Genomic DNA, 15,596 nt, shown 5'->3' with positions numbered 1-15,596 from the left:
CTAACTCCTTGGGTCAGGGACGCAGGCGCGGTTCTTTGGGCATGCCCAGGGCGCGCTCGGCGATGATGTTGCGCTGGATCTCGTTGCTGCCGCCGTACAGGGTGTCGGCGCGGCTGAACAGGTACAGCGATTGCAATCGGGTCAGCTGATAGGGCGCGGCCTCGAGCAGTTCGGCGTCGGGGCCGAGCACGTCCATGGCCAGCTTGCCGAGGTTGGCGTGCCAGCTGGACCAGAACAGCTTGTAGATGGTCGCCTCCTTGCGCAGCGCGCCGTCCTGGGCGCCGGAGAGCATGCGCAGCGAGTTGAAGCGCATGATCCGCAAGCCGCACCAGGCCTCGGCCAGGCGCTGGCGCAACAGCGGGTCGCGGGCTGCGCCGTTGGCCTTGGCGATGGCGATGATCTCGTTCAGTTCATTGGCAAACTGCATCTGCTGGCCGAGGGTCGAAACCCCGCGCTCAAAACCGAGCAAGGCCATGGCGATCTTCCAGCCGTTGCCCGGCTCGCCGATGAGGTTGGCGGCGTCGGTGCGGGCGTTGTCGAAGAACACTTCGTTGAATTCCGAAGTGCCGGTCATCTGCTCGATCGGCCGCACGCTGATGCCGGCCTGGGCCATCGGCACCAGCAGGAACGACAGGCCGCGATGGCCGACGCTGCCAGGCTCGGTACGGGCGATCACGAAGCACCAGTCCGACTCATGGGCCAGCGAAGTCCAGACCTTCTGGCCGTTGATCACCCAGCTGCCGCCCTCAAGGCTGGCGCGGGTCTTGACGTTGGCGAGGTCAGAGCCTGCGCCCGGTTCCGAGTAGCCCTGGCACCAGAACTGCGTGCCGCTGACGATAGCGGGCAGCAGGCGGCGCTTTTGCTCGTCGTTGCCGAAGGCGGCGATGGTCGGCCCGGCCAGGCCTTCGCCGATATGGCCCATGCGCCCGGGGCCGCCAGCACGGGCGTATTCTTCGTGGAAGATCACCTGCTGGCTGATCGACAGGCCCCGGCCACCATGCTCCGGCGCCCAGCCGACGCAAGTCCAGCGGCCCTCGGCCAGCTTGCGCTCCCAGGCTTTGCGCTGCTGCGCGAACATGTGCTCATCACCCGGGCCGCCGCGAAAACGCAGGGGCTCGAACTCGCCGCAGAGGTTGGCGGCCAGCCAGCCGGCGACCTCCTGGCGAAACTGCTCATCCTGTTCACTGAAACTGAGCTTCATGGCTGTTCTCCGATGATGAGCGTGGCGATCTGCTGCAGATGCCAGGCCGGCGCACCGAGGTAGCTCTCGCTGGCGCGGGCACGCTTGAAATACAGGTGCGGGTCGTATTCCCAGGTAAAGCCGACGCCGCCATGCAACTGGATCGACTCCGCCGCACAGTGAAAATAGCTGTGCGAGCACTGCGCCTTGGCCAGGGCGGCGGCCAGCGGCAGCTCGGCGGCCACCTGCGGGTCGCCGTCGGGGTCGAGCACTTCCTGGGCGACACAGGCGGCGTAGTAGCTGGCCGAGCGCGCGCATTCGACCTGCAGCATCATGTCGGCGGCGCGGTGCTTGAGCGCCTGGAAGCTGGCGATCGGGCGGCCGAACTGCTGGCGCTCCTGCATGTAGGCGACGCTCAGGTCAAGCACCTGCTGGGCGCCGCCGACCTGCTCGGCGGCAAGCCCGATGCAGGCCAGTTGCAGCACCTTGTGCAAGGTCGGCCAGGCGTTGCCGACCTCGCCCAGCAGCGCCTCGGGGCCCAGGTACACGCGGTTGAACTCAAGGCGCGCCAGGCGTCGGGTCTGGTCCATGGTCGGCAGCCACTGGCGCTCGATACCGTCACGGTCGGCCTCGACGGCGAACAGGCTGATGCCAGATTCACCGCTGCTGCCGGGCGTGCGCGCGGCGACGATCAACAGCCCGGCGCTGTCGCCATCGATCACCTGGCCGAACAGGCCATCGACGACAAAGCCCTGGCCTTCGGCGCTGGCGCTGGCCTGGATATCCTCCGCGGCCCAGCCGCTGCCGCGGGTGAAGGCCAGGGTGGCGGTAAGACGGCCCTCGGCGATAGGCGCAAGCCAGGTGCTTTTCTGCGCCTGGTTGCCGGCCAGCAGCAAAGCGGGTGTGGCCAGGCAGGCGGTGGCGAAAAACGGCGAACAGAACAGCCGCCGGCCCATCTGTTCGAGCAGGATGTTCAGCTCGACAAAGCCCAGGCCCAGGCCGCCGTAGGCTTCGGGGATGTGGATCGCCGGCCAGTACATCTCGGTGCACAGGCGTTGCCAGAGTGCCGGGTCATAGCCTTTGTCGCTGGCCATGGCCGCGCGCACGGCGGCGCAATGGGAGACATCGGCGAGAAAGCCCTCGGCCGAAGTACGGATCATTTCCTGCTCGTCGCTGAATGCAAATTCCATCGCGGCGCCTTTTACTCGTCTGGCGGAAGTACCGGCGAGTGTGGCCAGATGTGCGGGCGGCAGAATCGTTTGCCTCGCCTAGTCCGGATGGCCGATGCGCCTGGGGTGCGGCCGATCGCGGGTCAAGTCGGGTCGCCGTACCGCCGCTCCCACTAGATTGGCAGTGCCTTCAAGACGGGTAACGCAAAAAAGCCGCGCCACCCTCACAGATGGCGCGGCCCGCCTAAGCGGCGCACAACCTCAATCAACTGCCATAGACTTTCTGCGCCGGCAGCGCCTCGGCCAGCAGTTGCTGCACCGCCGCACCCACCTCAGCCAGCGCCCAGCGGCCCTGGTTGTCCACCTGGGGCCCGCGCCGCCAGCCGTCGGCAATCGACAACTTGCCGCCCTCGACTTCGAACATCTGCCCGGTCACCGCCTGGGACGCCGCCGACCCCAGCCACACCACCAGCGGCGCGACGTTCTCCGGAGCAAAGTAGTCAAAGCCCTGCTCCGGGCGCTTCATCACCTCGGCAAACACCGCTTCGGTCATGCCGGTACGCGCCGCCGGTGCCAGGGCGTTGGCGGTGATGCCGTAGCGCCCAAGCTCCGCCGCCTGCACCAGAGTCAGCGAAGCAATCCCGCCCTTGGCCGCGGCATAGTTGGCCTGGCCAATCGAGCCCTGCAAACCGGCGCCGGAGCTGGTGTTGATGATCCGCGCAGTGAGCCTGGCGCCGCCCTTGGCCTGCTCGCGCCAATAGCGCACGGCATGGCTGGCCAGGCAGAAGTGACCCTTGAGGTGCACGGCCATCACCGCATCCCAGTCGGCCTCGGTGAGGCTGGCGAACATGCGGTCGCGGCAGATGCCGGCGTTGTTGACCAGCACATCCAGGCCACCAAAGGTCTCGATGGCCTGGCGCACGATCAGCCCGGCGTCGTCATAGCGGGTGATGTCGTCGCTGTTGGCCACGGCCACGCCGCCTGCCGCCTGGATCTGTTCGACCACGGCCTGGGCCGCATCGCGGTTGATGTCGTTGACCAGCACTTTCGCGCCTTCGCTGGCAAAAGCCTGGGCATAGGCGCGGCCGAGCCCGCCGCCGGCGCCGGTGATGATCACTACGCGGTTCTCGCAGCTGTGCATTGTCGCTCTCCCCTGTGTGGTTGCGGGCGCTTAAAGGCGCTCGATAATGGTCACGTTGGCCTGGCCGCCGCCTTCGCACATGGTCTGCAGGCCATAGCGCCCGCCGCTGCGCTCCAGCTCATGGAGCAGGCTGCACATCAGCCGCGTGCCGGTGGCGCCCAGCGGGTGGCCGAGGGCGATGGCGCCGCCGTTGACGTTGGTCTGCGCATGGGGGTAGCCGGTCTCCTTGAGCCAGGCCATGGCCACCGAAGCAAAGGCTTCGTTGATTTCCACCCGGTCGATGTCAGCCAGGGTCATGCCGGCACGCTTGAGCGCATGGGCAGTGGCCGGGATCGGTGCGGTGAGCATCCATACCGGGTCGTCGCCGCGCACGCTGAGGTGATGAATGCGCGCCCGCGGCGTCAGGCCATAGCGTTTCAAGGCCGCCTCGGAAACGATCAACAGCGCACTGGCGGCGTCGCAGGTCTGGCTCGACACCGCCGCCGTGACCCGCTCGCAGCCAAACAGGTATTCCAGCTCGGCCATTTTCGCCAGGCTGGTGTGGCGCGGGGTTTCATCGTGCTCGACCCCTGCCAGCGGCACGATCTCGCGCTCGAAGTACCCCTGTTCGATGGCATGCAGGGCCCGCCGATGGGACTCCAGCGCATAGGCTTCCAGCTCGGCGCGGCTCAGCCGCCAGTGTTCGGCAATCATCTGCGCCGCGCGAAACTGGGTCGGTGGCTGCGCGCCGTAACGCCGCACCCAGCCTGTCGAGCCGCTGAACGGGTCGCTGAAGCCCAGGGGTTCGGCGGCGGTCATGGCCGAGGAAATCGGGATCTGGGTCATGGTTTGCACGCCACCGGCGATCACCACGTCCTGGGTACCGCTCATCACCGCCTGCGCGGCAAAGTGCACGGCCTGCTGGGACGAGCCGCACTGGCGGTCGATGGTGGTGCCGGGCACCACTTGCGAAAGGCCCGCCGCCAGCCAGCTGGTACGGGCGATGTCGCCGGCCAGCGGGCCGATGGTGTCGACGCAGCCGAAGATCACGTCGTCGTAGTCGTCTTCGGGAATGCCGTTGCGCTCGACCAGCGCGCGCAGCACATGGGCGCCCAGGTCGGCGGCGTGGATCTGGCTCAGGCCGCCCTTGCGCCGCCCGGTGGGGGTGCGCAGGGCGTCGACGATATAGGCTTCAGGCATGCTCTACCTCAACAATAAACAGGATCAGAAGGTGCTGCCGGCGCCAATAGCCAGGCCGCTTTCGAACAGCGCCGTACGCACCCGCGCCTTGTGCAGGCCGCGGTCGCCCCAGCATTTGTCCAGGGCCCAGGCGCGCTTCATGAACAGCTGCAGGTCGACCTCCCAGGTGTAACCCATGGCGCCATGCACCTGAATGGCGTTCTTCGCCGCCAGCGCCGCTGCTTCGGCGCAGGCAAGCTTGGCGTGCGACACTTGCACGGCCTGGCCCGGCAGGTTGTGGGCGACGGCATGGGCGGCGCGGTACAGCGGGCCCTTGGCGAACTCGATGTGCACCGCGACGTTGGCCATCAGGTGCTTGACCGCCTGGAACGAGCCCACCGGCTTGCCGAACTGCTTGCGCTCGAAGCTGTAGTCCACCGCCAGGTCGACCATGCGCTTGGCCAGCCCCAGCAGCTGAGCAGCATTGCCCAGGGCGCCGCGGTTGAAGGCATCAGCCCACAGCTGCCGCCCTTGCTCAGCGCTGGCCACGCAAGTAGACGCACTCGGCGTCCACTGCACCTGGAACAACTGGCGGCTGGGGTCGACCGACACATTGCGAGTCAGGCTGACTGCGCTGCGCTCCACGGCATGCACCTCGTCGCCATGGGTCAGCAACAGCAGCCCGGCCACATGCGCGTCGCTGACCAGCGGGTTGCCCGGCTCGGCCACCGCCAGGCGCGCCTGGCCCTCGGCAACCTGCGCCAGCCAATGCTGGCGGCGCGGCGCGTCGACACCCGCGAGCAGCGGCACGCCCACCAGCATGGTCTCGACCAGCGGTTCGGGCAGCCCGGCGTAACCGCACTCCTGGGCCAGGAGGATGAAATCCAGCGCGTTCATGCCCATGCCACCGCAGGTTTGCGGCACGGTGATGGCGCTCAGGCCCAGGTCTACCAGTTGCCCCCACAGCGCATCGCAGCGCCCGCTGTCGCTTTGCCACAGTTCACGCAGGCGTTCCGGGGGCACTTCGTTGAGCAAAAAACTGCGCACGTTGTCCTGGAACAGCAATTGATCGCTGCTGAAACTAAAGTCCATGGTCTGCTCCTCAGGCGCGAGGCATGCCGAGCATGCGCTCGGCGATGATGTTGCGCTGGATCTCGTTGGTGCCGGCATAGATCGGCCCGGCCTGGGCAAACAGGAAGCCATCCAGCCACTGGCCGACATCGCCGGCGGCTGGTGCCTCGGGCAGCAGTTCGGCGCGCAGGCCAAGGATGCTCAGGGCGGTTTCGTGCATGCGCTGGTCGAGCTCCGACCAGAAGATCTTGTTGGTCGAGGATTCCGGGCCGATCTTGCCGCCCTTGCCCAGTTTCGAGGCGCTCATGTAGGTCGCCAGGGTGTAGGCCTCAGCGTCCAGCCAGGCGCGCATCACCGCCTCGGCAATCGCCGGGTCGCGGTCGGCAGCTTCACGGTTGTCCAGGTACAACTGCACCAGGCGCCGGGCGGTTTCCTGGAAGCGCGCCGGCGAGCGCAGCATCAATCCGCGCTCGAAACCTGCGGTGGACATCGCCACGTGCCAGCCCATGCCCTCGCCGCCCAGGGCGTTCTCTACCGGCACCTTGACGTCGTCGAAGAAGATCTCGGCAAAGCCCGGCAAGCCATTGAGCTGTGCAATTGGCCGCACGCTGATGCCGGGGCTGTCGAGCGGCAACAGGATGAAGGTCAGGCCGTGGTGGCGCTGGGAATCGGGGTCGGTGCGAAAGATGCCGAACAGCCAGTCGGCCCAGACCGCACGGGTCGACCAAGTTTTCTGGCCGTTGATCACATAGTGGTCGCCAACCCGCTCGGCGCGGGAGCGGATCGCCGCCATGTCGGAACCTGCGCCCGGCTCCGACCAGCCCTGGGCCCAGATGTCCTGGCCGGTGGCCATGCGCGGCAGAAAGCGCGCTTTCTGCGCTTCGCTGCCGTATTCCATCAGGGTCGGGCCGAGCAGAAAGATGCCGTTCTGGTTGACCCGTGCCGGCGCCCCGGCGCGGTAGTACTCTTCTTCGAAAATCAGCCATTCGATCAGGTCGCAACCGCGCCCGCCGAGTTCGGTCGGCCAGGTGACCATGCCCCAGCGGCCTTCATTGAGGCGGGCCTCCCAGGCCCGGTGCTGGGCAAAGCCGAGCTCGGTGTCGAACGATTGCAACGCTTGCGCCGGTACGTTGGCCGCGAGCCAGGCCCGGGCCTCGGCACGCAAGGCCTGTTGCGCCGGTGTGTAAGTCAGGTCCATCGCAGTACCTTCAGCCGTTGAAGTGGGCATCGCGCTTCTCGACGAACGAGTCACGCGCTTCCTGGGAATCCTGGGTGCGGTAGGCTTCGAGGGTGAAGCCCTGCTCCCAGCGGTATTTGTCTTCGAGATTGCCGTCCTCGATGCCGTTGAGCGCCTCCTTGGCCAGAGCGATCATCGCCGGGCTCTTGGCGGCAATGCTGCGGGCGATCTGTAGCGCGGAGTCGCGCAACGCCTCACGCTTGACCACCCGCTCGACGGCGCCCAGGCGGTAAGCTTCGGCGGCATCGATCATCTCGCCGGTGAAGTACATGTGACGGACCTTCTGCACCGGGAACAGGCGCTGCAGGTGGGCACCGCCGCCCATGGCACCGCGGTCCACCTCGGGCACGCCGAAGCGTGCGCAGTCGGCGGCGACGACGATGTCGGCGGCGCCGCAGATACCGATGCCGCCACCCAGGACAAAGCCGTGCACGGCGACGATCACCGGTTTCGGGTTGCGGTGGATGGCCTTGAAGCTGTCGTAGTTGCCCTTGTTGACCGCGACGATCAGGTTGCCGTCGGCGGCCAGTTCCTTGATATCGACCCCGGCGCAAAAACCACGGCCTTCGGCGCGGATGACGATCACCCGCACCTGCGCATCGCTGCCCAGCGCTTCAATGGCGCTGGCGATTGCCGCCCAGCCCTGGCAGTCGAAAGCATTCACCGGTGGCCGGTCAAAGACCAGCTCGGCAATGCCGTTGTCGATACTGACGTTAAATGTGCTCATGCCCTTCCCCTTCATGAAATACGGCGGCTCAGTTCGCCCAGGCGCGCTTGCGCGTCACCGACGATCTGCGCGATCAGTTCGGCGCAGCTGGGCAGGCTGTGAATGTTCGCTGCCACTTGCCCGGCCGGCAGTACGCCCTCGGCGGGCAGGCCGTCGACCATGGCCTTCTGGATCACCATCGGCGCGTTGGCGGCCATCAGTGCCTGCGCCGCGCTCAGCTCGCCGCTGCCGCGCATCTTCAGCGCGCTGGCGAGCAACTGCGCCAGGCTGGTGCCGCTGTGGCGGCGGTAGGCCAGGCCACTTTTGAGCGCCAGTAACCAGCGCTTGAGGCCGCCGCTGGCTTCCAGCGCATCGAGCAGTTCGTTGCGGATCATTCGTTGTGGCATACCATCGATGGCGCGGCTGACGATCACCGCCGCCGGGTCGTTGACTGCCAGGTAGCGGGCCAGGGTCGCACTCGGCACCGGGCTTTCGGCGCTCATCAAAAAGCGTGTGCCCATGGCAATGCCAGCGGCGCCATAGGCCAGGGCGGCGACCAGGCCCTGACCGTCCTTGAAGCCGCCAGCGGCGACCACCGGCACCTTGAGCGCCTCGACCACCTGGCCGAGCAGCAGCGAAGTCGGCACCGCGCCGGTATGCCCGCCGCCCTCGCCGCCCTGGATGGTCACCGCGTCGGCGCCCATTTCCACCGCCTTCTGCGCATGCTTGAGGGCGCCAACGGTGGGGATGCAGACCACGCCGGCATCTTTCAGCCGGGCGATCATCTGCTTGCCCGGCGAACGGCTGTAGCTGACCGCCTTGACCTTGTGCCGAAGCACCAGCTCGACGATGTCGGCGGCATTGGCCTGGTACATGTGAAAATTGACCCCGAACGGCTGGTCGCTAAGGCGCCGGGTCTCGACGATCGCCGCTTCCATGCGTGCCGGCTCGATGGTCGCGCCGGCAAGAAAACCGAAGCCGCCGGCGTTACCGGTGGCCGCCACCAAGCGCGGTTCGGCGACCCAGCCCATGGCGGTCTGGATGATCGGGTAGCGACAGCCCAACAGTTCGGTGAGCGGCGTTTGCAGGCAGACCGTCATGCTTACACCCCCTCCGGCTTGCGCTGGGCACTGGCCATGGCGCGGGCGTCATAACCGCCCAGGCGGTCGCCGGACACCAGCTCGTTGTGGGCGTGAGCGAAGTGATGCAGGCCGAAGACCATGTCCATGGTCGCGCGCTTGCCCATCAAATCCTCGGCGTTGTTCACCGCCTGCTTGCTCAGCTGCAGGCCCAGGCGCGGCATTTGCGCGATGCGCTCGGCGATGGCCAGGGTTTCCGGCTCCAGGGCCTCGCGCGCCACCACGCGGTTGACCATGCCCATCTGGTAGGCCCGCGGCGCCGGCATCGGCGTGCCCATGAACAGGAACTCCTTGGCGATCCGCGGGTTGAGCTCATGCACGTGGGCAAAGTATTCGACCCCGGGGATGCCCATGCGCACCACCGGATCAGTGAAGTAGGCATCCTCGCTGGCGACGATCAGGTCACAGACCCAGGCCAGCATCAGGCCGCCGGCAATGCACGCGCCCTGGACCATGGCGATGGTCGGCTTGGGCATCTCGCGCCAGCGCCGGCACATGCCCAGGTACACCTCCTGCTCGCGGGCATAGAGAAACTCGCCGCCCGGTTTGTCGACGTGGTCGTACCACAGGCTGACGCGCTCGAAGCTCTGGTTGACGTCGCGCTCCGGGGTGCCGATGTCGTGGCCGGCAGAAAAATGCCGGCCGGCCCCGCACAGCACGATGACCTTGACCGCGTCGTCGGCGCAGGCCCGGCGAAACGCCGCGTCCAGCGCGTAGGTCATGCGCGAGTTCTGCGCATTGTGGTACTGCGGGCGGTTCATGGTGACCATGGCCACCGCGCCACGGACCTCGTACAGCACCACCTCGGCCTGGTTGTTATTGTTCTGTTCGCTCATCGATTGCTACTCCGGCAAGGCGTACTGCCCGGGCCTGGCTCAACGCAGGTTGCGCTGACCGGCGGGGTTGTCTTTCAACTGGCTGGCCCGCAGGTTGTGCGGGTCGAGGCGCCTGATCAGCTGCAACTGCGCCTCGCTGGGCGCGGCAGTAACCGGGCAATCGGCGTCCACCTGCAAGGCGAAGCCGGTGTTGTCCTGCACCTCATCGACACTCACCCCCGGGTGCAGCGAGCGGATCCGCACCTGGTGCTGCGGGCCGTGGAAATCGAGCACGCACAGGTCAGTGACGATCAGGCGGATATCCACCTCGTCCAGCGCCCAGCCTCGGGCCAGGCGCGCGGGGTTGTAGCCGATCGAGGAGACCATATCGACCTCGCCTTCGACGAACACCCGGCGGTTGTGGCTGGGCACGAAGAACGAGTTGGCATGGCTGATCGAGTTGCCCGGCAGGCCGCGCACCCCGAGCATCTGCGCCTTGGGCCGGGCGTAGTCGCCGATGCACGAGAGGTTGGCCTGGCCGAAGCGGTCGATCTGGATCGGGCCGACCAGGGCATGGCGCTTGCCGCCCCAGACGTTGTCGAAAATCCGTGCAAAACCCATCCAGCTGTCGCGCTTGGGTTGATAGCCGTTGCGTGCGCCGAGGGGCACAGGTTCGGCGACCATGTAGGCTTCGGAATCGGTCATCAGCAACTGCGGGTTGCTGGTCAGCATGCTCAGGGAGGCGGCCAGGCGCGGGATCACCCCGATGCCGGTGGCCAGGACTTCACCGTCGTCGCGCCAGGCCTCGGAGGCGGCGCAGATCATCAGTTCGGCGAGGCTGTACGTCGTAGCTTTCGTGGTCATAGAAAACTCGCTTAGAAAACCGGCAGGGGAAGCTGGCGGATGGCGCCCAGGCCACCGACCTGTTCCAGGTACTGCTCGTGGGAGCAGGCGACAAATTGCTCGACATAGGTCTGCCAGCCCTCCTCGGCCTGGGCCGAGGCGGTGTAGCCCTTCAAATGCGGCACATCGAAACCGTACAGCGGCGCGCATGACGAGGGGTGCGCACCGCCCGGCACATGGGCCACGGCGGTGGTCAGGTTGCGCTCCCAGAACACCTGGTGCGCGCGCTCCGGCGCACTGTGGAAGTAGTCGCTGTCGACCAGCTGATCGCAGGTCACGTAGCTGTGGCGGGCGGCGCGCACGAACAGGTCGTCCATGTAGTGGTCGGGGCCGCTGATCTGGCAGACCCCGCGGGCATCGGCGCGGTCGACGTGGATCAGCGCGGCGTCGAGGTCAAGCGCCGGCATCGCCACCCAGTCCTTGCCGTCGGCATAGGGCGAGGCCACCAGTTTGATTTGCGGGTTGTGGCGCAGCACATCGGTGCCCAGGCCGACCGCCGTGGGAATGAACGGCACGCCCATGGCCGCCGCGCGCAGGCCGAGCAGGAGCATGCCTTCGTCGATCTCCATGACCTCGATGGCGGCGTCCTGGCGGGCCTTGCGAAAGTACGGCTCGAGTGGAATGAAATCCAGCGAGACGAAGGCGAACACCAGCTTCTTCACCTTGCCCGCGGCGCAAAGCATGCCGACATCGGCACCGCCGTAGGCGACCACGGTCAGGTCCTTGAGGTCGGAACGCAGAATCTCGCGGATCAGCGCCATGGGCTTGCGCCGCGGGCCCCAGCCACCGATGCCGAGGGTCATGCCGTCGCGCAGCTGGCCGACCATCTGCGCCGTGGTCATTTGTTTGTCCATCATCGTTGTCCTCATGGGCGGCCGACACTGAAGTCGTGGCCCCAGTGGCTGACCACCGTGCTTTCGAAGGGGGTGTGCTGGTTCCAGTCGACCACCAGGCCGTCACAGCCGTACTCCAGGTCAAAGCCTGAAGGGGTTTTCATGTAGAACGAGACCATCTGGTCGTTGGTGTGCTGGCCAAGGGTGGCCGAGAGCTTGACGCCGTGGGCGTGCATGCGGTCCAGGGCGCGGCCGACCTCGTCGAGGCCGTCGACCTCGACCATCATGTGCACACAGCCATGGGGCACCGGGCATTCGAAGATCGCCAGGGAGTGGTGACGGCCATTGTTGCAGTGGAGAAAATGAATGCGCTTTTCCGGCTCGCCCGGGTCAGGGGTGAAGCGCACTTTCATCAGGTCCGAGAGGCCAAAGCCCATGACCCGCTGATAAAAATCGCGGCAGCGCTCAAAGGTTGGCGCCGGCAGCACCACGTGGCCCATGCCCAGCTCATGGGTGACAAAGCCCTTGACTGCCACCGGCGAGACAAAGCGGGCGAAATCCTGGCGCGGGCCCCAGAACAGTTCGTGGCGGTTGCCGTCCGGGTCGCAGAACTGCGCCACCGCCTGGACCTTGCGCAGCTCGGCCTGGGCGGCATTGCCGCGCTCGACGGCGATATCGGCCTGCTGCAGCTCGGCGATTGCCTGCTCGAAGGCGGCCTCGCCGGCCAGCTCCCAGCCACAGGCGCCGAAGCTGTCCTGGTCGCTGTGCAACACCAGGAGGCGGTACGGGCGATCGTCCATTTTCAGGTACAGCCGGGCGCTGTCAGCGCCCTCGCCGGCCACCATCATGCCCAGCACCTGGGTTGCGTAATGACGCCATTGCGCCAGGTCGGTGGACAGCAGGGTGACGTAACCCAGGCCGCGGATATCCATGCTTGTTGTCCTCGCGTTGATCGACGTGTTGAGCGCTATTCAAGCCCGCTGCACAAGGCCGGGCATCGTCTGTTGGGACTAGCGCTATCGGGTGAATTTCGCGGGTCTGTGGGAGCAGGCTTGACCCGCGATGCTTTCACCTCACTGCTTGCGAAAATGCGGAATCACCTTCTCGCCGATGTTGCGCAGGGTCTCCAGCTGCGCCCATTGCGGCACCGTGCCCATCTGGCAGATGAACAGGATCTCGTCGGCGCCGGCATCAATCAGGCGTTGCACGTAACCGATGCAGTCCTCGACCGTGCCGTAGGCATGGTTGGGGTTCATCATCGCCATGGTCGGGTCGGAGAAGTCGACGCTGACTTCCTCGGAGGCAAAGCGCGACTTGATCACTGCCTGGCCGTTGCCGTCGACGTAGGTGTCGTCTTTCCACTTTTGCGGGTCTGGCCGCTCGCCGCCGCCGTACCAGTAGCCCAGCGACTCCATGAAGTAGCGCTGGCCACGGATGCCGATGCGCCGCGCCAGTTCGTTGTCGTCGAGGACGATGGCCGGGCACAGCGCGGCGATGTGGCGGTTGGGGCGAAAGCCGACCTGCTGCTTGGCGTCACGGTTGTCCCAGGCCTGGTGGTACACCTCGACCTTCTTGGCGATTTCCTCCGGGCCGCCGAAACCCAGCACCAGCGCGCCCATGCCACGCCCGCCGGCGTTCTTCAGCGATTCGGTGTTGGTGCAGGCCAGGTACATCGGCGGGTGCGGGTCCTGGTACGGCTTGGGGTGGATCGGCCGCTTGGGGATCTGCACGAAGTCGCCGTGGTGCTCGATCTCGTCCTGGACGAAAATTTTCGGGATCAGGTACATGGCTTCATCGATCTGCGGCTGCAGGGTCGCCAGGTCGTAGCCGAAGGTGCCGGCCTCCTGCTGGGTACCGCCCTTGCCCACGCCGAAATGCACCCGGCCCTTGGACAGCAGGTCGAGGGTAGCGATGCGCTCGGCGACCTTGACCGGGTGGTTCATCGCCGGCGGCAGGCACACCACGCCATGGCCGATGCCGATGCGCTCGGTCTTGCCGGCGACAAAGGCGAGCATGGTTTCTGGCGCCGACATGTGCGAGTAATTGCTCAGGGCGGTGTGTTCCACGCACCAGAAGGTGTCGAAACCGAGCTGGTCGGCCAGCACTGCCTGCTCGACGGTGTCATCGAAGATCTTGCGGTCGCCTTCGCGGCTGGAGTCCACCGTCTGTGCTTCGTAAATCAATGAGAATTTCATGCTTGATCCTTGTTCTTGTTAACGGCTCGGTCGGCGCCAGGGACCCGCGCCTTGCCACCATGCTCGGGGATCGCCGCGCCGCTCGAATCCCGCAAACGGACTAGCCGGTTTCTGTGATCTGGCGCTTCAGAGGAAGAAGTCGCTGCTGTCCTGGCCCATGCTCACGCCGCCCAGGTTCCAGGCGTACTTGGCCGGGTTGTTGGCAACGTGGGCGCGGCCGGTATGAATGTCGCGAAAGGCGCGGTTGATGGCGTGGCTGCGAAAGATCGTCGAGGCGCCGCTGTTGAACATCAGCTCGGCCACCGCCTTGGCGCACTTGTCGGCGACCAGCGCCGAGTCGTAGCGCATCTTCACCCGCGTCTGCATGGCCAGGGCGTCGCCGGCCTCGGCGGCCTTGAGCATGAAATCGAAGTTGCGCAGCAGCACCGTGCGGCACTCGTCGACGCAGACCATGGCATTGGCCAGGGCGGTTTGCGCCGCCGGGTCCTGGAGCATCTTGCGCCCGTCATTGACCCCGACCCGGCTGCGGTTGTGCTCGACGAACAGATCGATCGCGCCCTGCAGGGCGCCAATGGCCGACGACGACACGGCGCGCACGAAGATCTGCCCGAACGGCAGGCGGAACAACGGCGCACTGTTGACCGCGTTGCCCGGGCTGTACTGCATGAAACCGTCGGCAGCGCGGTGGGTGCGGTACTCCGGGACGAAGGCATCGCTCACCTGGATGTCGTGGGAGCCGGTCGCCTCCAGGCCCATGACATTCCAGTTGTCGATGATCTGGTAGTCGCTGCGCGGCACCAGGAAGGTCCGGTAGTCCGGCGCCCCGCCCGCCTCTTGCGGCGGCACCAGGGCGCCAAGGAAGGCCCACTGGCAATGCTTGCTGCCCGACGAAAAGCCCCAGCGGCCGCTGAGCTTGAAGCCGCCCTCGACCCGCTCGACCTTGCCCACCGGCATATAGGACGACGAAATCAGCACGCTGGAATCCTGGCCCCAGACATCCTCGGCAGCGCGGTCGTCGAACAGCGCCAGTTGCCAGTTGTGAATGGCCACCACCCCCAGCACCCAGGCCGAGGACATGCAGCCTTCGGCGAGGGTCATCTGCACCTCGAAAAAGTCCCGTGGCTGCAGCTCGTAGCCTTGCCAGCGCGCCGGCTGAAGGATGCGGAAAAACCCGGCGTCGTGGAAATCGCGCAGGGTTTCTTCCGGTAGCTGGCCACGTTGCGCGGCATGGGCGGCACGTTCACGCAGGATCGGCACCAGCTCGCGGGCGCGCTGGGCCAGACGCTGGCGTATCAGGTCGTGATTGAGCATGTTGTTGTTCTCCTCTGATCACCCCGTCCGCCGGGGCGCGCGTGCAGCAGAGGCGCAACCGGCCTCTGCCCCGGCATTCAAGCAAGGCGCCCGACGGCCAACATCCCTCAAACGGACCATGCCGCGCCGACGTGGCTCGACTAGTCCCCTCGGACGATGTTGGGCCTTGCACCGATTGCAAGAATTCATCGCACTCCAAGCCAACCAGAGGCCGTGCGATGAACAACAACACTCTCAAAGCCGACATGCTCCAGGCCATGCGCCGCCTGGCCAAGTCCGTGACCATCATCAGTACCAGCAACGGCACCCAGCGCTTCGCCATGGCCGCCACTGCGGTCGACTCGCTGAGCACCGAGCCGCCGTCGCTGCTGATCTGCGTCAACACCAGCGCCTCACCGCATGCCGCCCTGGCGGACGGCGCCGACTTCTGCGTGAACATCCTCGGCGTCGAGCAGCAGGACCTGGCGCACCTGTGCAGCGGCGCGATCAAGGGCGAGGCACGCTTCGAGCGCGGCGACTGGCAGACCAGCGAAGAAGGCATTCCGTTTCTGGCCGACGCGCAGTCTTCGATTCTTTGCCGCCAGGACGGGCGCATGACCTATGGCACCCACACCATTTTCATTGGCCGCATCCTGCGCATCCGCACCAGCGCCAGCATCACCCCGCTGGTGTACCTGGACGGCAGCTACACCACCACCGCAGCGCCCGCGCGCATGATCGCGGCAGCGGGCTGAGGCC

15 protein-coding genes are annotated in these 15,596 nt (G+C 66.4%); 1 reads left to right on the top strand and 14 read right to left on the bottom strand.

The features are described from left to right. Nucleotides 1-13: 13 nt before the first annotated feature. From LOY54_RS10075 to LOY54_RS10010, 14 genes are all read right to left on the bottom strand, one after another. Nucleotides 14-1,201: an acyl-CoA dehydrogenase family protein gene (locus LOY54_RS10075; RefSeq protein ID WP_258610276.1), complete on the bottom strand. Its 1,188-nt coding sequence runs from the start codon at nucleotides 1,199-1,201 to the stop codon at nucleotides 14-16. Beyond that, the gene (locus LOY54_RS10070) at nucleotides 1,198-2,370 is read right to left on the bottom strand and encodes an acyl-CoA dehydrogenase family protein (protein ID WP_213601819.1); all 1,173 of its coding nucleotides are present in this window, start codon (nucleotides 2,368-2,370) and stop codon (nucleotides 1,198-1,200) included. The genes LOY54_RS10075 and LOY54_RS10070 overlap by 4 nt, the downstream gene beginning before the upstream one ends. A 244-nt stretch (nucleotides 2,371-2,614) precedes the next feature. Further along, the gene (locus LOY54_RS10065; RefSeq protein ID WP_195883624.1) at nucleotides 2,615-3,490 is read right to left on the bottom strand and encodes an SDR family oxidoreductase; all 876 of its coding nucleotides are present in this window, start codon (nucleotides 3,488-3,490) and stop codon (nucleotides 2,615-2,617) included. A gap of 30 nt (nucleotides 3,491-3,520) precedes the next feature. After that, on the bottom strand, nucleotides 3,521-4,669 hold the full coding sequence (locus LOY54_RS10060) for an acetyl-CoA C-acetyltransferase (protein ID WP_258597277.1): 1,149 nt from the start codon (nucleotides 4,667-4,669) through the stop codon (nucleotides 3,521-3,523). Nucleotides 4,670-4,693: 24 nt separating this feature from the next. Continuing rightward, nucleotides 4,694-5,740, bottom strand: coding sequence for an acyl-CoA dehydrogenase family protein (locus tag LOY54_RS10055; protein WP_258610275.1), 1,047 nt, complete (start codon nucleotides 5,738-5,740; stop codon nucleotides 4,694-4,696). A gap of 10 nt (nucleotides 5,741-5,750) precedes the next feature. Beyond that, entirely contained in the window at nucleotides 5,751-6,917 is a 1,167-nt protein-coding gene (locus tag LOY54_RS10050) for an acyl-CoA dehydrogenase family protein (RefSeq protein WP_045201610.1), read from the bottom strand. A 10-nt stretch (nucleotides 6,918-6,927) separates the two neighbouring features. Beyond that, nucleotides 6,928-7,683 carry an enoyl-CoA hydratase family protein gene (locus LOY54_RS10045; protein ID WP_258610274.1) on the bottom strand — a complete coding sequence of 252 codons (756 nt, stop codon included), beginning with the start codon at nucleotides 7,681-7,683 and terminating at the stop codon, nucleotides 6,928-6,930. Between the two features lie 11 nt (nucleotides 7,684-7,694). Further along, a complete protein-coding gene (locus tag LOY54_RS10040) occupies nucleotides 7,695-8,762 on the bottom strand; it encodes a nitronate monooxygenase family protein (RefSeq protein ID WP_045201614.1) in 1,068 nt (355 codons plus the stop codon). Between the two features lie 2 nt (nucleotides 8,763-8,764). Further along, the gene (locus LOY54_RS10035) at nucleotides 8,765-9,637 is read right to left on the bottom strand and encodes an enoyl-CoA hydratase (RefSeq protein ID WP_045201616.1); all 873 of its coding nucleotides are present in this window, start codon (nucleotides 9,635-9,637) and stop codon (nucleotides 8,765-8,767) included. A gap of 39 nt (nucleotides 9,638-9,676) precedes the next feature. Continuing rightward, nucleotides 9,677-10,480: a CoA-transferase subunit beta gene (locus tag LOY54_RS10030; RefSeq protein WP_258610273.1), complete on the bottom strand. Its 804-nt coding sequence runs from the start codon at nucleotides 10,478-10,480 to the stop codon at nucleotides 9,677-9,679. 11 nt (nucleotides 10,481-10,491) lie between these two features. Continuing rightward, the gene (locus LOY54_RS10025; protein WP_258610708.1) at nucleotides 10,492-11,373 is read right to left on the bottom strand and encodes a CoA transferase subunit A; all 882 of its coding nucleotides are present in this window, start codon (nucleotides 11,371-11,373) and stop codon (nucleotides 10,492-10,494) included. A gap of 11 nt (nucleotides 11,374-11,384) precedes the next feature. Beyond that, nucleotides 11,385-12,284 (bottom strand): VOC family protein, encoded by a 900-nt coding sequence (locus LOY54_RS10020; protein ID WP_093384794.1) that lies wholly within the window; start codon nucleotides 12,282-12,284, stop codon nucleotides 11,385-11,387. Nucleotides 12,285-12,425: 141 nt separating this feature from the next. Then, entirely contained in the window at nucleotides 12,426-13,547 is a 1,122-nt protein-coding gene (locus LOY54_RS10015) for an LLM class flavin-dependent oxidoreductase (RefSeq protein ID WP_045201622.1), read from the bottom strand. A gap of 126 nt (nucleotides 13,548-13,673) precedes the next feature. Further along, entirely contained in the window at nucleotides 13,674-14,858 is a 1,185-nt protein-coding gene (locus tag LOY54_RS10010; RefSeq protein WP_045201624.1) for a flavin-dependent monooxygenase, read from the bottom strand. Between the two features lie 218 nt (nucleotides 14,859-15,076). Between LOY54_RS10010 and LOY54_RS10005 the strand changes: the two genes are divergently transcribed. After that, nucleotides 15,077-15,592, top strand: coding sequence for a flavin reductase family protein (locus tag LOY54_RS10005; RefSeq protein ID WP_093384802.1), 516 nt, complete (start codon nucleotides 15,077-15,079; stop codon nucleotides 15,590-15,592). Nucleotides 15,593-15,596: the final 4 nt, after the last annotated feature.

This window comes from Pseudomonas sp. B21-032 (assembly GCF_024748965.1).
Classification (GTDB): Bacteria; Pseudomonadota; Gammaproteobacteria; order Pseudomonadales; family Pseudomonadaceae; genus Aquipseudomonas.
The sequence above is the reverse complement of the archived record's forward strand: the minus strand, read 5'-3'. Positions and strand labels throughout refer to the sequence as shown.

What these genes read in the sequence shown, in the direction of transcription:
- LOY54_RS10075 (WP_258610276.1), bottom strand. Translation starts at nt 1,201, where the DNA reads ATGAAGCTCAGTTTCAGTGAACAGGATGAGCAGTTTCGCCAGGAGGTC.
- LOY54_RS10070 (WP_213601819.1), bottom strand. Translation starts at nt 2,370, where the DNA reads ATGGAATTTGCATTCAGCGACGAGCAGGAAATGATCCGTACTTCGGCC.
- LOY54_RS10065 (WP_195883624.1), bottom strand. Translation starts at nt 3,490, where the DNA reads ATGCACAGCTGCGAGAACCGCGTAGTGATCATCACCGGCGCCGGCGGC.
- LOY54_RS10060 (WP_258597277.1), bottom strand. Translation starts at nt 4,669, where the DNA reads ATGCCTGAAGCCTATATCGTCGACGCCCTGCGCACCCCCACCGGGCGG.
- LOY54_RS10055 (WP_258610275.1), bottom strand. Translation starts at nt 5,740, where the DNA reads ATGGACTTTAGTTTCAGCAGCGATCAATTGCTGTTCCAGGACAACGTG.
- LOY54_RS10050 (WP_045201610.1), bottom strand. Translation starts at nt 6,917, where the DNA reads ATGGACCTGACTTACACACCGGCGCAACAGGCCTTGCGTGCCGAGGCC.
- LOY54_RS10045 (WP_258610274.1), bottom strand. Translation starts at nt 7,683, where the DNA reads ATGAGCACATTTAACGTCAGTATCGACAACGGCATTGCCGAGCTGGTC.
- LOY54_RS10040 (WP_045201614.1), bottom strand. Translation starts at nt 8,762, where the DNA reads ATGACGGTCTGCCTGCAAACGCCGCTCACCGAACTGTTGGGCTGTCGC.
- LOY54_RS10035 (WP_045201616.1), bottom strand. Translation starts at nt 9,637, where the DNA reads ATGAGCGAACAGAACAATAACAACCAGGCCGAGGTGGTGCTGTACGAG.
- LOY54_RS10030 (WP_258610273.1), bottom strand. Translation starts at nt 10,480, where the DNA reads ATGACCACGAAAGCTACGACGTACAGCCTCGCCGAACTGATGATCTGC.
- LOY54_RS10025 (WP_258610708.1), bottom strand. Translation starts at nt 11,373, where the DNA reads ATGGACAAACAAATGACCACGGCGCAGATGGTCGGCCAGCTGCGCGAC.
- LOY54_RS10020 (WP_093384794.1), bottom strand. Translation starts at nt 12,284, where the DNA reads ATGGATATCCGCGGCCTGGGTTACGTCACCCTGCTGTCCACCGACCTG.
- LOY54_RS10015 (WP_045201622.1), bottom strand. Translation starts at nt 13,547, where the DNA reads ATGAAATTCTCATTGATTTACGAAGCACAGACGGTGGACTCCAGCCGC.
- LOY54_RS10010 (WP_045201624.1), bottom strand. Translation starts at nt 14,858, where the DNA reads ATGCTCAATCACGACCTGATACGCCAGCGTCTGGCCCAGCGCGCCCGC.
- LOY54_RS10005 (WP_093384802.1), top strand. Translation starts at nt 15,077, where the DNA reads ATGAACAACAACACTCTCAAAGCCGACATGCTCCAGGCCATGCGCCGC.